General features: G+C 71.0%; 17 protein-coding genes. 1 reads left to right on the top strand and 16 read right to left on the bottom strand.

The window, feature by feature from the left end; all coding sequences use genetic code 11:
* Positions 1-10: 10 nt before the first annotated feature.
* The 16 genes from BXA03_RS13230 to BXA03_RS13155 all read right to left on the bottom strand — a co-directional run bounded on the left by BXA03_RS13230 (position 11) and on the right by BXA03_RS13155 (position 15,878).
* Positions 11-1,048, bottom strand: coding sequence for a virulence RhuM family protein (locus tag BXA03_RS13230; protein ID WP_076508383.1), 1,038 nt, complete (start codon positions 1,046-1,048; stop codon positions 11-13).
* 18 nt (positions 1,049-1,066) lie between these two features.
* Positions 1,067-1,981 (bottom strand): restriction endonuclease, encoded by a 915-nt coding sequence (locus BXA03_RS13225; RefSeq protein WP_076508381.1) that lies wholly within the window; start codon positions 1,979-1,981, stop codon positions 1,067-1,069.
* Positions 1,982-2,036: 55 nt separating this feature from the next.
* Entirely contained in the window at positions 2,037-2,438 is a 402-nt protein-coding gene (locus BXA03_RS13220) for a type II toxin-antitoxin system RelE/ParE family toxin (protein WP_076508378.1), read from the bottom strand.
* Positions 2,431-2,754, bottom strand: a complete 324-nt coding sequence (locus BXA03_RS13215) for a type II toxin-antitoxin system Phd/YefM family antitoxin (protein WP_076508375.1) — start codon at positions 2,752-2,754, stop codon at positions 2,431-2,433. The genes BXA03_RS13220 and BXA03_RS13215 overlap by 8 nt, the downstream gene beginning before the upstream one ends.
* An 80-nt stretch (positions 2,755-2,834) precedes the next feature.
* Positions 2,835-4,811: a hybrid sensor histidine kinase/response regulator gene (locus BXA03_RS13210; RefSeq protein WP_369822423.1), complete on the bottom strand. Its 1,977-nt coding sequence runs from the start codon at positions 4,809-4,811 to the stop codon at positions 2,835-2,837.
* Positions 4,808-5,695 (bottom strand): sensor histidine kinase, encoded by an 888-nt coding sequence (locus BXA03_RS13205; protein ID WP_076508558.1) that lies wholly within the window; start codon positions 5,693-5,695, stop codon positions 4,808-4,810. Before BXA03_RS13205 ends, BXA03_RS13210 begins: the two co-directional genes overlap by 4 nt.
* A gap of 17 nt (positions 5,696-5,712) precedes the next feature.
* The gene (locus BXA03_RS13200; RefSeq protein ID WP_076508369.1) at positions 5,713-6,735 is read right to left on the bottom strand and encodes an ATP-binding SpoIIE family protein phosphatase; all 1,023 of its coding nucleotides are present in this window, start codon (positions 6,733-6,735) and stop codon (positions 5,713-5,715) included.
* Positions 6,726-7,130 (bottom strand): anti-sigma regulatory factor, encoded by a 405-nt coding sequence (locus BXA03_RS13195; protein WP_076508367.1) that lies wholly within the window; start codon positions 7,128-7,130, stop codon positions 6,726-6,728. Before BXA03_RS13195 ends, BXA03_RS13200 begins: the two co-directional genes overlap by 10 nt.
* On the bottom strand, positions 7,120-7,500 hold the full coding sequence (locus tag BXA03_RS13190; RefSeq protein WP_076508364.1) for an STAS domain-containing protein: 381 nt from the start codon (positions 7,498-7,500) through the stop codon (positions 7,120-7,122). The genes BXA03_RS13195 and BXA03_RS13190 overlap by 11 nt, the downstream gene beginning before the upstream one ends.
* Before the next feature lie 6 nt (positions 7,501-7,506).
* Positions 7,507-8,352 (bottom strand): STAS domain-containing protein, encoded by an 846-nt coding sequence (locus tag BXA03_RS13185; RefSeq protein ID WP_076508361.1) that lies wholly within the window; start codon positions 8,350-8,352, stop codon positions 7,507-7,509.
* Positions 8,353-8,508: 156 nt separating this feature from the next.
* Positions 8,509-10,038, bottom strand: a complete 1,530-nt coding sequence (locus BXA03_RS13180) for an HD domain-containing phosphohydrolase (RefSeq protein ID WP_076508359.1) — start codon at positions 10,036-10,038, stop codon at positions 8,509-8,511.
* On the bottom strand, positions 10,035-13,403 hold the full coding sequence (locus BXA03_RS13175; protein WP_076508356.1) for a SpoIIE family protein phosphatase: 3,369 nt from the start codon (positions 13,401-13,403) through the stop codon (positions 10,035-10,037). The genes BXA03_RS13180 and BXA03_RS13175 overlap by 4 nt, the downstream gene beginning before the upstream one ends.
* Positions 13,381-13,722 (bottom strand): STAS domain-containing protein, encoded by a 342-nt coding sequence (locus BXA03_RS13170; protein ID WP_076508353.1) that lies wholly within the window; start codon positions 13,720-13,722, stop codon positions 13,381-13,383. Before BXA03_RS13170 ends, BXA03_RS13175 begins: the two co-directional genes overlap by 23 nt.
* Complete coding sequence (locus BXA03_RS13165; protein WP_076508350.1) at positions 13,680-14,018, bottom strand: Hpt domain-containing protein; 339 nt, start codon at positions 14,016-14,018, stop codon at positions 13,680-13,682. Before BXA03_RS13165 ends, BXA03_RS13170 begins: the two co-directional genes overlap by 43 nt.
* A complete protein-coding gene (locus tag BXA03_RS13160) occupies positions 14,002-14,418 on the bottom strand; it encodes a response regulator (RefSeq protein ID WP_234983676.1) in 417 nt (138 codons plus the stop codon). Before BXA03_RS13160 ends, BXA03_RS13165 begins: the two co-directional genes overlap by 17 nt.
* A complete protein-coding gene (locus tag BXA03_RS13155) occupies positions 14,415-15,878 on the bottom strand; it encodes an ATP-binding protein (protein WP_076508347.1) in 1,464 nt (487 codons plus the stop codon). Before BXA03_RS13155 ends, BXA03_RS13160 begins: the two co-directional genes overlap by 4 nt.
* Positions 15,879-16,213: 335 nt before the next feature.
* Here BXA03_RS13155 and BXA03_RS27500 point away from each other — a divergent pair, with 335 nt between their 5' ends.
* Entirely contained in the window at positions 16,214-17,890 is a 1,677-nt protein-coding gene (locus tag BXA03_RS27500; protein ID WP_076508344.1) for a methyl-accepting chemotaxis protein, read from the top strand.
* The last annotated feature ends 20 nt before the right edge of the window (positions 17,891-17,910 follow it).

Below are 17,910 nucleotides of genomic sequence, written 5' to 3'. Positions count from 1 at the left end.
CGCATTGCGTTCACCTTTTGCCAGGCCTGGGCAGTGCCTTGGCTGCCGCTTCCAGGGCGCGCACGTTGGCGTCGGCGCCCTCGGCTTCAAGCAAGGCGCGGCGCTGGGCCGCAAAGGCTTCGTATTGCGCTTCCGCGTGGGCGTCGGCTTGCTTCTTCGACACCCGTCCCGGCCCGTCCAACACGTCACGCTCGTTGAACTTGAGGAACGCGTCCAGCTTTTCCGCCCAGTCCTTCAGGAAGACCTCCTTGCGTCGGCGCGCCTGGTCTTCAGCGAAGTCCAGCCACATCGTCACAACGCGGTTCAGTTCGCCGACTTCAGCTTCCTGCAGGTAGTTCTTGGCCACCTTCACATCGGACTTCTGCACGCTGCCCGACTTCCAGGTAGTGAGCCCCATGTTCGGGGCGTGGCTGTCGGCACGCTGCGCGATCAACTCAGCCGCCGTCTTGCCCGTGACGGCGAAGTGCAGCTTGTTCTGGATGGACTGGAAGAACTGGGTGGTTTCGGGCAGCGACGGCGAGTAATCGGCCGCCATGGCAAAAATCTCGCGCACCCGCAGGTACATGCGGCGCTCACTGGCCCGGATGTCACGGATGCGCTCAAGCAACTCGTCGAAGCGGTCCGGCACAGCTGAGCTGCCCACAGGCGGGTTCTTCAGGCGCTCGTCATCGAGCACAAAGCCCTTCACCAGGTACTCGCTCAGGCGCTCGGTTGCCCAGCGGCGGAACTGCGTGCCGCGCTGAGAGCGCACCCGGTAGCCCACAGCCAGGATCGCGTCGAGGTTGTAGTGCGCCACCCGGTAGGCTTTGCCATCGGCCGCAGTTGTCAACCAGCGGTTGACAACTGAATCGGCAGCCAGTTCCCCCTCGGCAAAGATGGCCTTGAGGTGCTTGGCGATGTTTTGCTTGCTCGTCTGGAACAGATCGGCCATGCCCGCCTGCGACAGCCACAAGGTGTCATCGACAAACCGGCATTCCACCCGTGTACGACCGTCTTCGGTCTCGTAGAGCAGGAACTCGCCAGGAACGAAAGGGACGGTGTTCTTCATGCATGCTCCCCTGTCGGCTCAACCGCCCGGGGCCAGAAACCGGATCGAGCGCAGGGGCAGCCGGCGTCGGGCCCTGTCGGTCAGCTTGTCGTAGTGCTCGTCCCACAGATCGAACAGCTTTTCAAGACTGATCAAGGTGATGCGTCGCTTCTCCTGCGTGCGCGCCTCGGCTTCGGCGTCCTTTGTGAAACCGCCGGTACAGACGAACAGGCCAACGTCGTCATCACCCAACACGGCCATGAAAGACCTCAAGCCTTCGACGCTGACCGCCTGCAGTTGCCTCTTCACCTGAACCTTGATGCGTGGCGGGCGCGTGCCCAGCGCATCAGGCCAGGCCAGGATGTCCACACCACCATCCTTGCCGGGCGGCGACACCCAGGCGACGTGGTACGACATGGCACGCAACAGATCGGCCACCAGTTCCTGGAAGTCGTAGGGATTCATTGCGCGCAGGTACTGCGACACCTCCGCCCAAGCCTGCTCTTCGGCCTCGTCGAAGGTGACGCTCGCCGCCTTGGCGTTGTTGTCCACATCGTCCACTGCGCTCACGGCCGCCGCCACCTCGGCAGCGTTGCCTTCCGCCTCGGGCTGCGCAGCTTTCCATTCCGCGTACAACTTGCAGGCGCGCTTGTAGAAGGCCTCGGGGTCCGGCAGTTCTGCATGCGCCGCCTGGCCTGCCTCGGTGAGGGTCCAGATGCCCTTGTCCTTGACCAACCAGCCAGCCTTGACGCAGTCGACCGTGGCGAAGCGGACGATCTTCTCGAAGCGGCGCCCGCCGGATGGATAGCTGTCTGCCTCGTAGGCCGACAAGGTGACGCGGCTAGCAAGTTGCTGGAGGGCGTCACTCGCGCGCATGCCCTCCGGTGCGGCCATGAGGATGCTGAACAGCTCACGTAGAAATTCGCCGGTACGGCGGCGGGTGATCTCAGCCATGGGGTTGCTCGTTTAAATGGTGTGACAGGACTTGGTAGAGAGCGGATATAGGCGCTCAGCGCCGCTCCTGCGGGTTGGCGCCCGGCCACAGGCGGGCGAAGTCGAATGAAAGCTGGCGGTGGTGTCGAATGGACAGAAGATGGACCGTCGCACTGACCTCCATCGCGGTATAGAGCATCAAGTAATCGCCATGCAGGTACTCGCGCAGAGCGCTGGCTGCGCCGGCCGGCAGCGCTGCGAGTTGGGCCAGTGCTTCGGCAGACTGCGGCGGGTTGTCCACGTAGCGCCTGCCGATGCGCGGGAACCGGGCTAGATTGGGGATGACCGTCGAACGCAGCCCGGCCAGCAGATCATCGAAGGCGAATGCCGCATCGGCTTCGGCCAGAAAGGCCTCGATGGCGTCCAGCCGCTCAAGGAAGCTCGCGGTCAGTTCGACCTGGTACAGATCCTCAGCCACGTCTCTTGGCAACCTTGCCAATGGGGGCGGCCCCACGGCGCTGCTGAAGCTGTGCGATGGCCGCGTCAGCACCGTAGGTGCGGCCGGCCTCGATGTCGGCGATGCCGCGTCGGGCATCGTCGATCAGCAGCAGGTGGATGCGCTCGCGCTCCAGGCGGTGGTAGTAGTCCAGTCGGTCGGCGTCGATGAGTGCGACGTAGCTTTCACCATTCTTGGTGATGATCTTCTCGGCACCGGCCTTGGCCTGGTCGGCCAGCTCCGAGAGGTTGGCGCGTGCCTGGGTGAAAGGCACGACGTCGCTGGCTGAAAAGCCCATGGCCGGCTCCTTGAGATTGCAGAATTCTGCGCAGTCTAAAGGAGGCGGCGCGCGTCGGGCACCGGCAGGCGGAAGACCCCTCAGCCGCCTGCTCGCAACGCCGCCAGCAGCGTGTGCGTGTCCAGCGGCTTCGACACATGCGCGTCGAAGCCGGCCTCGAGCGCCTTCTCGCGGTCCTGCGGGCGCGAGAAGGCGGTGAGCGCCACGCAGCGGGTGCGGGCCCGGCCTTCGGCGGCCTCGGTGCGGCGCAGCGCGCGCACCAGCTCGTAGCCATCGCGGCCGGGCAGGCCGACGTCGCTGACCATCAGGTCGGGCCATTGCGCACGCAGGGCGGCGAGGGCGCTGTCGTGGTCGTGCACCACGCGCACCTGGGCGCCGGCCTCGTGCAGCACCACCTGCAGCATCTCGGCGGCGTCGGGGTTGTCCTCCACCGCCAGCACCTGCAGGCCCAGCAGCGGCTGGTCGCGGCCGGCCGCCGCAGTCACCTCGGGCAAGGGCCGCTCGGCGCTGGCGTCGGCGCCCTCTTCGGGGGCCACGTCCAGTTGCACCACCAGCCGGGCTCCACGGCCTTCGCCCTCGCTGAAGGCCTGCACGGCGCCTCCATGCAGTTCGGCCAGGCGCTTGACGATCGACAGGCCCAGGCCCAGGCCGCCGTGCTGGCGGTTGTCGGGCCCGTCGCTCTGCGCGAAGCGGTCGAACAGGTGGGGCAGGAAGTCCGGCGCGATGCCCTTGCCCTGGTCCTGCACCTCCAGCGTCAGGTGGTGGGCCTCGCGCCGCAGCGTCACATCGATGCGGCCACCGTTGGCCGAGAACTTGATCGCGTTGTTCAGCAGGTTCCACACGATCTGCTGGAAGCGGGTCGGATCGAGCCAGGCACTGCGGTGGGCGTCCTCGTCGGCATGCGGCAGCACGCGCAGCGAGCGGGCCGCGACGTCCTCCTTCAGCGCGTCGATGGCCGCATGGGTGAGCTCCACCGGGTCGGTCCATTCGCGGTGCAGCCGCAGCTTGCCGGCATTCACGCGCGAGACGTCCAGGATGTCCGAGATGATCCGGCTCTGGGCCTTGACGCTGCGGCCGATGGCGTCCAGCGCCTTGCCCATCAGGTCGGGCCGCCCCCCATGCTTCTGCAGGATGTGCACCCAGCCGCTGATGGCATTGAGCGGCGTGCGCAGCTCGTGCGAGAGCACGGCGACGAAGTCGTCCTTGGTGCGGCTGTGACGCTCGGCCATGGCCCGCGCGGCCTGCTCGCGCTCCAGCAGTTCCTGGCGTGCCCGCTCCAGCGCCAGCCGTTCGGAGATGTCGACGGCCACCGCCACCAGCAGGCCGGTGGGGCCATGCGGCGAGAGGCTCCAGGCCAGCGGCACTTCGTGGCCGTGGGCGTGCAGCAGCGGGAATTCGGCCCGCCAGACGCTGCCCGCCTGACCGCCATGACCGACTGCGGCCTGGGCGATGAATGCGCGCACCTGGGCCGCGGTGTCCGCGGGCGCCAGGGCGTCGAGCTGCATTCCGGGCAGGGTGTCGGGTGCCCGCCCGAGCAGCGTGGCGAGGGCCGGATTCACATCGTCCAGCCGGCCGGTCGCATCGAGCAGCGCCATGCCGTCGGGCACCTGGTTGTAGATGGCGCGGAAGCGGCTCTCGCTCTGGCGCAGACGGTCCTCGGCACTGCGGGCGCGGATCAGCGCCTGCAGCGTGGCCACCAGCACCGCCGGCTCGGCCGGGTGCACGAGGTAGGCATCGGCGCCCGCATTCAGTCCGGCGACCTTGTCCCGGTCGTGCACGAAGGTGGCCGACAGGTGGATCACCGGCAGGCTGGCGGTGCGCGGGTCCTCGCGCAGGCGCCGGCACACCTCGAAGCCATCCACATCGGGCAAGTGCACGTCCAGCACCAGCGCCGACATGCCCTCGGTGGCAAGCTCGAGCGCCTGCCCGCCGGTGCCGGCCTCTTCCGTGGCGAAGCCGGCGGCGCGCAGCGTGCGCGCGGTCGAATAGCGCGTGGTCGGATGGTCGTCCACCACCAGGATGCGGTGGGCGCCGCGGTCGATGGTGCTCTGGATCACGCCGGCGCCTTCCATCCGGCCTCCCGTGCGGCATCGCTGACGCGGGCACCGGGCAGCTGGACCGGCAGCGTGAGCCAGAACGTGGAGCCACGGCCGAGTTCGCTGTCCACCCCCACCTCGCCGCCGAGCAGGCCAGCCAGCTGCCGGCACAGCGCCAGGCCCAGGCCGGTGCCGCGCAGGCGCTTCTGCACCGGCGAATCCACCTGCGCGAAGTCGTCGAACACGGCCGCCTGGTGCTCGCGCGCGATGCCGATGCCGGTGTCGCTGACGGAGAAGCGCACCCGGTCCTCACCGATGCGGCACGCGGCCACCCGCACTTCGCCCCTGGGAGTGAACTTGAGGGCGTTGGACACGTAGTTGCGCAGGATCTGCGAGAGCTTGCGGTCGTCGGTGTACAGCCGCGGCAGGTCGGCGGGCTCCTCGAAGGCCAGGGTGACCTCCTGGTTCTCGAGCATGGGCCGGAACATGCCGCGCAGCGCCGAGAACAGGTCGACCATCTCGAACCAGGCCGGCGAGATGTCCACCCGACCGGCCTCGATCTTGGCAAGGTCCAGCAGGTCGTCGACCATTTCGGCGAATTCGCGCGCCGAGGTCTGGATGAACTGCACCTGCCGGCGCTGCTCCTCGGTGAGCGGTCCGTCCACCTCGTCGCTCATCAGCCGCGCGATGCTGCGGATGGCGTTGACGGGCGTGCGGAATTCGTGGCTCATGTACGCCAGGAAGCGGCTCTTGAGTTCGGTGGCCCGTTTCAGGGCGATGGCCTGCTCGTCCAGCTCGGCATAGAGCGCCACGACACCGCGGTTGGTCTCCTCCAGCTCGGCGCGCAGCTGGGCCACTTCGGCCTCGGCGGCCTGCAGGCGCTGCTGCAGCGTGTTGGGCGCCATGGGATCGTTGCTGCCGCTCATGGGCGCTCTCCGGGTCGCAGCACCACGATGCAGGCATCGTCGCGTCCGCGTGCGTAGTCGCAGAAGATGCGCGCCGCCAGCAGGGTGGGGTCGCGCGCGAGCAGCGGTGCCAGGGCATTGCCGGGCCAGCGGGTCTGCACGCCGTCGCTGTGCAGCAGCGCGAGGGCGTGCGGCGGCCGCTTGGCGGCGGCGAGGTCGAAGCGACGCACCTGCAGGCCCAGCGTGCCGTGGGCGGTGGCCAGGGACTGGTCGGCCGTGCCCGAGATGAGCCGGCCGGCCACGTTGCCGGCCCCCGTGTAGCGCAATGCCTCCTCCCCGTCCATCCACAGGCCGAAGACGGCTGCCCCGCGGGTGGTGCGCAGCCGCTCGTGCATGCGCTGCATCGTGGCCGCGCCATCGTCGAAAGGCCGGCTGGCAAAGCCTTCCAGCGCCGCCTGGGCGGCGACCTGCGCGTCGGGCCCATGGCCCAGTCCGTCGGCCAGCACGGCCGCGGCGCGATGGCCCTCGAAAGCCAGCATCCAGGCGTCGCCGCAGGCGGTCTCGCCGCGCACCGGCACGCACACGGCGCCCCAGTCGAAGGCGTCCGTCACGAGGGTGGCGGCCTCGGCCGTGCGGGGCCGCACGCGGGCCAGGCAGACGGTGCCCAGGCCGGGCGCCGAATGGAGGTCGAACAGCTCGCTCTGCCGGGCGATGGCGCCCAGGCCGGTGCCGGCGGTGGCGGTGGTGGAGAAGCCGTCGCGCAGCGAGCGTGCCAGGTCGGGCATGCCCGGCCCGCGGTCGACGGCGATCAGTTCGATGTCGCCCGGCGCGTCGCGCGCGGCCACCAGCAGCTGGCCGGCCTGCGCATGCTTGGCCAGGTTGGTGCCCAGCTCGGTGGCCACCAGGGCGGCGCGGGCGGCGTCGTGCTCTGGCCAGCCGCGCTCGGCGGTCAGGCGCGCCACATGGCGCCGGGCCTCGCCGACGAAGCTCAGGTCTTCGATGGGGAACGCGCGGTGCGTCCAGCCGCGGATCACTTCCACTTCACGATGCTCACGCAGGTGCCCTGGCCGGGCGTGGAGCGGATGTCGAACTCGTGGACCAGACGCTTGCTGCCCGGCAGGCCCAGGCCCATGCCGGCGCCGGAGGTGTAGCCGTCGGACATGGCGAGGTCGATGTTGGCGATGCCGGGCCCTTCGTCCTCGAAGCGCAGCTGCAGGCCGCGGCGCACGCCTTCCTGCAGCACGGCCCAGTGCATGCGGCCGCCGCCCCCGTGGATCAGCGTGTTGCGCGACAGCTCGCTGGCGGCCGTGACCATCTTGGTCTGCTCCACCAGCGAAAAGCGCAGTTCCTGGCACAGGGCGCGCACTGTCTGCCGGCTGGCGACGATGTGCTGCTCGCTGGCCAGCGGCAGGGTGCCAGTGGGGTCAGGCGCCAAGGCGGACTCCCTGCTGGGCGCGCAGCCGGTCGAGCAGGGCCATGCCGCGCTCCACGTCCAGCGCGGTGCGCACGCCGTCGAGCGACAGGCCCAGCTCGACGAGGGTGATGGCCACGGCCGGCTGCATGCCCACCACCACCGCGGTGGCCGAGAGGATGGCGGCCGTGCCGGAGATGGTGCTGAGCATGCGGCCGATGAAGGAATCGACCACCTCCAGTGCCGAGATGTCGATCAGCACGCCGGTGGCGCCGGTGGCCGCGATGCGGTTGGCCAGGTCGTCCTGCAGTGCCATGGCGGTCTGGTCCTGCAGGTCGATCTGGATGGTGACCAGCAGGGTCTGGCCCATGCGCAGGATCGGGATGCGGTCCATAGGGGTTCAGGCCTCGCGGCTGATGCGCCAGCCGCTGGTCTTGAGGGCCTGTGCCAGGGCGTCGGCCAGCGTGGCCTTGGTGACGATGCCCTGCAGATCGATGCCCAGGTGCACGATGGTCTGTGCGATCTGCGGGCGGATGCCGCTGATGATGCAGTCCGCGCCCATCAGGCGGATGGCCGTGACGGTCTTGAGCAGGTGGCGGGCCACCAGCGTGTCCACGGTGGGCACGCCCGTGATGTCGATGATGGCCAGCGACGAGCCGGTGTCCACCACGGTCTGCAGCAGCGTCTCCATGACGACCTGGGTGCGGTTGCTGTCCAGGGTGCCGATCATGGGCACGGCCAGGACGCCGTCCCACAGCTTGACCACGGGGGTGGAGAGTTCGAGCAGGTCCTCCTGCTGGCGGCGGATGACTTCCTCGCGCGATTGTTGGAAGGTGTCGGCCGTGTGCTGCGCCAGGCGGTCGACCAGCGCGGACAGCGCCCACAGCGCGCCGCCCAGGGCGGCCGGGTCCTGCGCCAGCGCCAGCTGGAGCCGGTCGAACAGCGGCTTCTTGAGCGCGAGCACGAAGACGCTGGTCGAGCCGGCCGAGTCGCCCTTCGCGGCGCGGCTGGCCGACAGCTGCTCGAGCGTGCTGCGCAACCGCTGCCAGCCCGCACCCTGCAGGGATTCGGCATCGGCGCCGGTCTCCAGGCCGGCGCGCAGGTCGTCGACGATGGCGGCCGCCTCGGCCTTGGCACTGGCGTGGAGCACACCCTGCGTGGCCTGCAATGCGCGCAACCAATCCTCGACCACGGCGGTCGGATCGTCGCGCAGGACACGGACAAGGGCCGCGATCTGCTGGTTCATGGAGGGGCCCTCGATAAGACGCTCCCGGTTGTTGGAATCGAAGATGGGAGCGTCAAAAATTGTAGGAAAACGTTGACAACGCCCCTGTCAGCCGACGCCTCTTTTGCTTGCGTTTCCTCGGCGGGCGACCGGCTGTATCGGCCGTCGGCCTGGGCTTCAGTGAGGTGCAGGCAGCGGGACGAAGGCCATCACCGCCGGATCGGACAGCGATTCGAAACCCAGGCCGTGCATCATCACCTGGTCGCTGAGCTGGACCATCTGCGCGCCGTGGCGCACGAACAGGTCCACCAGCGCCGGGTCGAAGGCGGCACCGCTCTGATCCTGCAGCAGCTTCAGCACCTCGGCCGGGCGCATGCGGGCGCGGTAGCGGCGCTCGCTGGCCAGGGCGTCATAGAAGTCCACCAGCGCCGTGATGCGGCCCGGCAGCGGGATGGCGCTGCCCTGCAGCCCGCGGGGGTAGCCGGTGCCGTCCCAGCGCTCGTGGTGCGTCAGCGCGATCTCCGCCGCCAGGCGCAGCAGCGGCAGCTCCGAGCCGCCCAGGATCTCGGCGCCGATGAGGGTGTGCGCCTCCATCTGCCGGTGCTGGTCCGACGAGAAGCGACCCGGGTACTTGAGCAGCGCGTCGGCCACGCCGATCTTGCCGACGTCGTGCATCGGCGCGGCCTGCCGCAGCAGCAGGGCGGCCTCGGGGCTGCAGCCGGCGGCCAGCGCCAGCGCCCAGGCGAGGAAGCCCACCCGCACCATGTGCGCGGCGGTTTCGCCGTCGCGAAAGCGTGCGGCGCGGGCCAGGTGGTCGAGCACTTCGCGCGGCTCGACCGGACCGCCGTCGGTCTCGGCAAGCGCGCAGCAGTCGAGGCCGGGGGGCGGCACGTCGTCGGAGCCCGCACCTTCCTCGGCCTGCAGCGTCGCCGGCAGGCACTCGTCCGGGCAGTCCACGTCCGCAACCTCGGTGGTCACGCCGGGCGTGCCTGCGCGAGCGGGGCCATCGGCCTGCGCCGGGGCCGCGGTCTCGAGGGCGTCGAGCCGGTAGCCCTGCCCGTACACCGGCGTGAGACGCAGCGGGCGCTGTCCGTCCAGCCGCAGCTTGCGCCGAAGCCGGCTCACGTGGGTGTCCACGGTGCGGGTGGTGACGTCCGCCGTCTTGCCCCACACCCGGTTCAGCAGATGCTCGCGGGACAGCAGCACGCCTGGGTTCTGGAACAGGTACACGGCCAGGTCGAATTCCTTCTGCGTCAGCTCGGCGGGGGTGCCGTCGATGCTGATGCGGTGCTGAACCAGGTCGACCCGGTAGCCGCCGAGCTCCAGCACCTGCGGTCCGCGGGTGCGGGTGCGCCGCGCCAGCGCGCTGATGCGGGCCAGCAGTTCCGCCGGCCGGGCGGGCTTGACCAGGTAGTCGTCGGCGCCGCAGTTCAGGCCTTCGACCACCTGCGCCTCTTCGTCGCGCGAGGTCAGCACGATGGCCGGCGGCTGCACGCCCGGGCGGTTGCGCAGCCAGCTCAGCACGTCGCCGCCGGTGCCGTCCGGAAGCATCCAGTCCAGCACCAGCAGGTCATAGCGGCGCGCCCCAAGCTCGCGGATGAGCTCGCCGGTGCTGGCGAAGCTGGTCACCTGGTGGCCGCCGTGACTCAGCCACAGCGCGGCCAGGTCCCGCTGGTCGGGGTCGTCTTCGAGGAGGGCGATGTTCATGCGGGCAGGATGTGTAGCGCGGAGGGATCCCCGGATTGGACGGCTCCAGGCATGGCCAGATCGTGACTGGATTGCAAACTCGCGTCGGCGGGCGGGGTGTCGAGCCAACGGCTCAGGCGCACGGTGCTCACGCCGTCGCTGTGCAGGTAGTCCACACGGTCGCAGGCCTTGCGGATGATGGTCAGGCCGAAGCCACCTTCGGGGTATTCGTCGAAGTTCGTCAGCGCCTCGTCCTCGGGCGGGGCGTAGGGCTCGCCGATGTGGATCAGGTCCACCTCCAGGGCGGCAGGCAGGCGGCGCAGCACCGCCTCGACCGGCGCCTGCGGCAACGCGCCACGGCTGTGGCGCACGATGTTGGTGAAGGCCTCGACCACGGCCACCGTGAACAGGCCGCTGGCGGCGCCGGTCTGGCCCGCTTCGGCCAGGCCGCGGTCCACCAGGGCGCGCAGGGCGCCCAGGGCCTGCGGCTCGGCCGGCAGCTCGATGCGGTGCACGTCCTGCTGCGCGTCGAACACCCGCACCGTGGCCAGCGTGACGTCGTCGGTCAGCACGGTGCCCGTGAGCAGCTGCTGGCGCATGCGGTGCAGCATGGCGGCGGGCGTGTCGTGGCACCAGGCCAGCCGGCGGAAGGCGGCATGCACCTCGTCCACGCCCACACGCTCGCCGTCGCGCCGGCGCGCATCGCACAGCCCGTCCGAATGCAGCAGCAGCGCATCGCCGGGCGCCACGGGACGGCTTTCCTGGGTGAAGCGCGTGTCGGCCAGGACGCCCAGCGGCGGATGCTGGTTGCGCAGCAGCGCGACGGTGCCCGCGGGGCCCACATGCATCACCTCCTCATGGCCGCAGCCGCACCAGGTCAGCAGCCCGCGGTCCAGGTCGATGCGCACGTAGGCGAGGGTGACGAAGGTCTCCAGCGCCTGCAGGTGTGGCGTCATCGCCGCATGCACCGCGTCGAGGATGGCCGCCGGCTCGGGCGTGGCATGCCGCGCGGCCGGCTGCATCATCAGTTCGACCAGCGAGCGGCTGAACTGCATCTTCACGGCGGCGCCCAGCAGGGCCGCGTTCACGCCCTTGCCCATCACGTCGCCCGCGATCAGGTCGACGCAGCGCGGCCCCGGACGCATCACCTCGAAGAAGTCGCCGTCGATGTCCTGCGAGGCATGGTTGAAGCTGCTCAGCCAGAGGCCCGGCAGCTCGACCGCCGGGGCGGCCACCAGCAGCGAGGCCTGGATGCGCGCGCTGATCATCACCTCCAACTGCCGTGCGGCGCGCAGATCCTCGCGGTGCTGGCGCTGCTCCTCGATGTCCTCCACGATGCCGATCATGTAGAGCACGCCGCCCCGGTCGTCATGCGCCAGCGAGGCCGTGAGGCGCACCCACAGGGGCCGACCGGTGGCCCGGGTGAGTCGCGCCTCCAGCCGCAGGCTCGGCCGGGTGCCGGTGAACAGGCTCGTCGTGCCCTGCATCACGTCCGGAGCGTCCATGGGGTGCAGCAGGCTGCGCAGCGGCAGGCCCAGCAGGGTCGAGGCATTGCGCCCGAGCAGGCGGCACAGGGTCTGGTTGACCCGCACCAGCCGCTGCCGCTCGTCGAGCAGGAAGATGCCCACGGCCGCCTGCTCGAAGGTGGCCCGTGCCCGTACCTCGCTGTCGCGCAGCGCGTGCTCCACCCGCCGCTGCTCAGAGATGTCGCGCATGGTGGCGGTGAACAGCGTCTGCGTGCCGGCGCGCACCGCGACCACGGTCGCCTCGACCGGGAAATGCTCGCCGCCGGTGCGCACCGCCATCACGTCGATGCGCCCGCCCGCATGCACACCGGCGCCGGCGCCGCGCAGGACATGCATCACGCGGCGGCGCATCGCCTTCCGCGCTTCACCGGGGGCCAGCAGCCGGTGGATGGGATGGTGCAACGCCTGTTCACGGCGCAGGTCGAACATGCGCTCGGCGGCCGGGTTGAAGTCCACCACCCGCCCGCGTGCGTCCGCCGTGATGACGGCGTCCAGCGCGCTGTCCAGCACGGCCTGGTGCCGCGCCTGGGCATCGCTGAGGGCGGCCTCGTTGGCGCGCTGGTCGGCGATGTCGGTGACGAAGCCCAGCACATGCATGGCTTCCTGGTCGCCGCGCACCACCGTCAGCGCCACGCCGCGCAGCAGCAGCCATTTCCAGCGGCCGTCGGTGCAGCGCACCCGCGCCTCGCAATGCAGGCTGGCCAGTTCGCGGCGCAGGTGGCGCTCGAGCTGCGCCTGCAGCGTGCGGCGGTCGTCGGGATGCAGCAGCGCGAGCCATTCGTCGCTGTCGTAGCGCCTCTCTGCGGCCGCCTCGCCGCGCATCGCGGCCCAGCGCTCGCTGAGGTCCACCCGGCCGTGGGGCAGACGCCATTCCCACAAGGCGTCGCCCGAGGCGGCCAGGGCGCGGCGCCAACGCTGGGTGCGCTGCTCGCCCTGGGCATGCAGGCGCGCCAGCGCTGCGCGGGCCCTGCGCTGGCTGGCGATGCTGCTGCGCAGGGCACGCAGGGCCACCAGCACGATCGCGAGCGTGATCAGGGTCAGGGCCGCGCCCACCCGCAGCTGCCCGGGCAGCCGGCGAATCAACGGCGCATGGGGCTGCACGACGCGCACCACGACGCCCAGCGTCGGCAGCGCTTCGTCGGCGAAGAGGTCGTCATCGGCCAGCGGCCCCGCGGTCGCCCCGGCGCTCCATGGTGCCGCCGCGCTCGCGGCGAGCACCTGGCCCTGGGCGCCGAGCAGCACGGCCCAGTCGCCGCGCTCCTCGGCCAAGGCATCGATCAACAGATCCAGGGGGCGCGCCGGCAGCAAGGCGACGGCCCAGCCCCGGCCCTCCCGCAGCGGCTGCATCAGCGCCATCGCGTCGCCGGGCGCGCGGGCGGCCATGGCCGGCGCAAGCCGGTCGGGCGCGATCCGGCCGGCCAGGCAGGGATCGCAGGCGGTCGCGTCCGGCAGCGCCAGTCCGGGCAGGGGCAGCGGTGCCGCGGCCGGGTCGGCCAGCAGCCGGCCCTGCGGGTCGAGGGCGAAGACCATCGGCATGGCCGCGCCGCCTGCCGCGGCATCCGGCACGGGGGTGGAGGCTTGCTGCGTGTCGGCCGCCAGGGCCTGCGTGGCCGCACGTGCCGGCTCCACGCTCGCCGCCACCAGCCGCGTCAGCGCCCGGGCATGGAGCCGCACGTGCTCCTGCGCCTCGTCGCGCAGGCCGTGCCAGGCCTGGACCATGCGCGCGGCGAGCGTGAGCAGCACCGCCACGGCCACCAGCCAGCCGACCCAGCGCAGCTGCTGCTCGCGACGGCGCAGCGCCCGCTCCAGCGCGGCCTCGGGCGCCGCGGGATCGGGCTCAGTCGAACGACGCCACGGCATCCTGCGGGTCCGCGTGGATCTGGAACACGCGGTTCATGCGCATCAATGCGAGCAGCGCCTGGACGGTGGGCGTGAGGCTGCACAGCCGCAGGTCGCCGCGTCGCGCATTGAGCTGGCGCAGGCAGGAGATGAGCGCGCCCAGGCCGGAGCTGTCGATGAACTTGACGCCCTCGAGGTCGAACACGACGCGGGTGGCCGCCGGGCCGACGAGGGCCTGCACCGCCTCCTTGAATTCGCGCACGTTGCTGGCGTCGAGGTTGGCCTCGCGCAGGGCGATCACGACGACGTCGGATCCGGCGTCCCGGCTGCTGATTTCCATGACGTGTTGTCTCCTTGGGGGGCGGCGCCTGTCAGTGCGTCGATGGCGCAGGTCAGCGACGCGAGGGCGCTGTGCATATCGCCGGGGGTGCGGGCGGCCTCGGCCCGCCGTGCCAGCTCGCCCAGTGCCGCAAAGCCGTAGCTGCCGGCAGCGCCGGCCAGGCGGTGCAGGGCGTCGAGGCGGCTGGCCTCGTCGGCCGCCTCGACGATCGCGGCCCGGCGCGCGCCGAGGCCATCCAGGAAACGGCCGCGCAGCGCCGCATACGCCGCGCCTGCGCGCTCAGGCTCGGTTTCCACGGCCGTGCTCCCAGTACATGCGGATGTCCTGCGGCAGCCGTACCGGGTCGAAGGGTTTGACGATCACGCCGGTGGCCCCGTGGCACAGCAGGTCCTCCAGTTGCTCCGGCATCGCCTTGGCGGTGAGGAAGACCACCGGCACGCCGGCCATGCCGGGCTGCTGGCGCAACTGCTCCAGCGTCTGCGGCCCGGACAGCTGCGGCATCATGACGTCGAGCAGCACGAGGTCGGGCCGGAAGCCGGGGGCGGTCGCCAGGGCTTCCGCGCCGCTGCCCACGGCGCACACCTCGTAGCCGCCGATCTGGCGCAGGCTGAAGTCGAGGATGTAGCGGATGTCCTCGTCGTCCTCCACGCACATCACGCGGCGCAGCGCGGCCTCGGCGTCGGGGCCGGGATTCACGGGGCCACCCTGGCGCGGGCCGGCCTGGAGGCCGCGACGGCCGGGAACCACACGTCGAAGGTGGAGCCGACCTCGCCGGGACCGGGCGCATAGCCGATGCGCCCGCCCATGCGTTGCACCAGGACCCGGGCCAGGTGCAGCCCCAGGCCCGTGCCGCCGGCGCCGCGCTGGTCTCCCTCGCCCGCCTGGGCGAACTTCTCGAACAGCTGGGGGCGGAAGTCCTTCGGCACCCCCTTGCCTTCGTCGGTGACCGCAATGCGCTGGCCATCGCCGGCGTCGCTGAGTTCGATCACCACCGTCTGCCCGGGTGCCGAATGCTTGATGGCGTTGGAGATCAGGTTGGCCAGCACCTGCAGCAGGCGGTCCGCGTCCACGCTGACGCCGCGCCCGGTGCACGGGGTGCTGGCGGGGCAGCGCAGGCGCAGGTGGACGCCGGCGCGCGCGGCATAGGCCTGCGCCGCGCTCACCGCCTCGCCCGCCAGCGGCGCCAGGGCCTGGGTCCGGCACTGCAGCGTCATGCGGTCGCCTTCCAGCTTGGCCAGGTCCAGCACGTCGTCGATCAGCTTGCTCAGGCGCTCGCCGTTGCGCTGGGCGGCCGCCACCAGCGGCGCGGCCGTGGGCGGCAGGCGACCGGCCACCCCCGAGGCCAACAGTCCCACCGCTCCCAGGATGGAGGTCAGCGGCGTGCGCAGCTCATGGCTGACGCTGGCGAGGAATTCGTCGTGCATGCGCTCGTTGCGCATCGTCTCGGTCAGGTCCCGCAGGACCCAGGTGGTGCGGGCGCTGCCGTCTTCGCCCCACCGGCTGGCACTGGCCTGGGCCCAGAAGCCTGCCCCCTCGACGCCGCGCAGCCAGACGCGCTCTCCGGTGGCCAGCTGGCGAGGTGCGGCGCCGATGACGGCCTCCAGCGGCTGCCCGGCCAGCGCCGCCGCTCCGGGGGCGGCGAAGCGGCGCATGGCCGCCGTGTTCAGGTCCAGCACGGTGCCGTGGTCGTCGACGGTGATCACCGGGTCGGCGATGTTGTCCTGGATTCCGCGCTGGCGCTCCAGTTGCCGCCGGCAGGCGCCGAGCATGGCCGCGCGCTGGGCGTGGCGCGCCAGGCGTGCGCCGAGCAGCGCATCGTCCAGCTCGCCCTGCACGAGGTCGTCCGCGCCCGCCGCGAAGACGGCCAGGGCCTGGGCATCGTCCTGCGCGTCGAGCACCACCACGATCGGCAGGTATGCGTCCGCGGCCCTCAGGCGGGCGCACGCGCGCCCGGCGTCGCCGTCGGCCGGCGAGGGCGCCCACATCAGGGCGTCGATGGGAACGCCCGAGCCCGCCCAGGCGGCCGCCTCGCCGATGCCGGCGGCGGGCCGCACCCGAAGCCCCATGCCCTGAAGGCGCGCGCACAGCGCTGCCCGGGCCGCGGCATCGCTGTCGACGACGAGGACCCGGAGGGGCAAAGAGGTGGTGGAAGGCATGACTATGGAGTTCTGTCTCATTTCGTGCCGCCATCTGTAACAGAGTGCTGACACATCGGTCATCAAACGGTAACAAGACGTTCTGTCCCGAAGCTGAACATCCCAGCGCGGCAGTGGGTTTCATCCTCCCGCTTCTCACCACCAGGAGTGGGCTCTCGGCGACACCTCGAATAGTTCGGCGACCGGCTGTTTGATCTGGATCAAGAAAAAACCACAGACCTGGGCCCAGCCGCCAAAGACACAGATAAGAAACGATTTGTCACGAGTTGTTGGCTCCAATCCTTTCCATGACATGCCTGGCCGATGCCCGGCAAGTCACCAGACAAGGACCTGCGATGCGCATCAACCTGCCGATCACCACCCAAGAGCGCCAGCTGCCGGACAACGGCTTCATGGTCTCGCGCACCGACCTCAAGGGCCGCATCACGTATGTGAACGGCACCTTCGTGGACATCAGCGGCTTCGCCGAGGCGGAACTGCTGGGCCGGGCGCACAACATCATTCGCCACCCGGACATGCCTCCGGAGGTGTTCGCCGACATGTGGGCCACGCTGGCGCAGGGCCTGCCCTGGACCGGCACGGTGAAGAACCGCTGCAAGAACGGCGACTTCTACTGGGTGCGCGCCAACGCCAGCCCGATCTGCGCCAATGGCCGGATCGAAGGCTACATGTCGGTGCGCAACAAGCCCTCGCCCGAGGAGGTGCGCGCCGCCGAGCAGCTCTACGAGCGGCTGCGCAAGGGCAGCAGCCGCCTGCGGGTGCGCCAGGGCGAGCCGGTGGGGCCGGCCTGGGCCGATCCCATGGCCGCGCTTCGGCGGCTGCCGCTGCGGCGGCGCATGGCCTGGGCCACGGGCACGCTGGCCGTGGCCAGCGCCGCGGTCGGCGCCTGGCTGGCGTGGAGCGGCGCAGCCGGGCCGGCCACGGGCCTGCTTGCCGGCCTGTCCGCCGTCTCGGCGCTGGCCTGGACGGTGCTGGGACTCATGCTCGAGCGCACCGTGCTCGGCCCGCTCGACAGTGCGGTGCGCACCGCGCGCGCCATCGCCAGCGCCGATCCGCGCCGCTTCGTGTTGCGCCGGGGCGACGAGACGCGGGCCCTGGTGAGTGCCCTCAACCAGATGAGCGCCAACTTCGTGGCGGTGATCGCCGACGTCGGCAGCGGCGTGTCGGGCGTGAGCACGGCATCGACCGAGATCGCGCAGGGCAACCTCAACCTGTCCGCGCGCACCGAGGAGCAGGCCAGCGCACTGGAAGAGGCCGCCGCCTCGATGGAGGAGCTCACCAGCACCGTGGGCCAGAACGCCGAGAACGCACGCCAGGCCAACGAGCTGGCGGTGTCGGCGTCCGAGGTCGCCGCACGCGGCGGCAGCGTGGTGGCGCAGGTCGTGCAGACCATGGACTCGATCCATCGCTCGTCCAAGCGCGTGGTCGAGATCATCGACGTGATCGACGGCATCGCCTTCCAGACCAACATCCTGGCGCTCAATGCGGCGGTGGAGGCGGCCCGTGCCGGTGAGCAGGGCCGCGGCTTCGCCGTGGTGGCGGCCGAGGTGCGGCAACTCGCGCAGCGCTCGGCCCAGGCCGCGCGCGAGATCAAGACGCTGATCGACGACGCGGTGGCCCAGGTGGACACCGGCACCCGGCTGGTGGGCGAGGCCGGCAGCACCATGGGCGAGGTGGTGGGCAGCGTCAAGCGGGTCACCGACTTCATCGGCGAGATCGCCGCCGCCAGCGCCGAGCAGACGGCCGGCATCCAGCAGATCAACCAGACGGTGATCCAGCTCGACCAGGTCACGCAACAGAACGCGGCGCTGGTGGAGGAGGTGGCTGCCGCCTCCGCCGCGCTGGAAGAAAAGGCCCAGCACCTGGGCCAGGCGGTGAGCGTCTTCCGCGGCGGGGGCGCCGGCCAGCGCTCTTCCGCCCTCGCGCACGCCGCGAGTGCCGACGACGCGAGTGCCGACGACGGCGGCGAGTTCGCCTCCGACCTCCCGGCCGGCCTGCTGGCGCGTGCCTGAACCCCATTCCCAAAGGAACT

This window comes from Pseudacidovorax sp. RU35E (assembly GCF_900156165.1).
In the GTDB taxonomy this organism is placed as follows: domain Bacteria; phylum Pseudomonadota; class Gammaproteobacteria; order Burkholderiales; family Burkholderiaceae_C; genus Xenophilus.
Note: the sequence above shows the minus strand (reverse complement) of the source record. Positions and strands in the feature narration are given on the sequence as shown.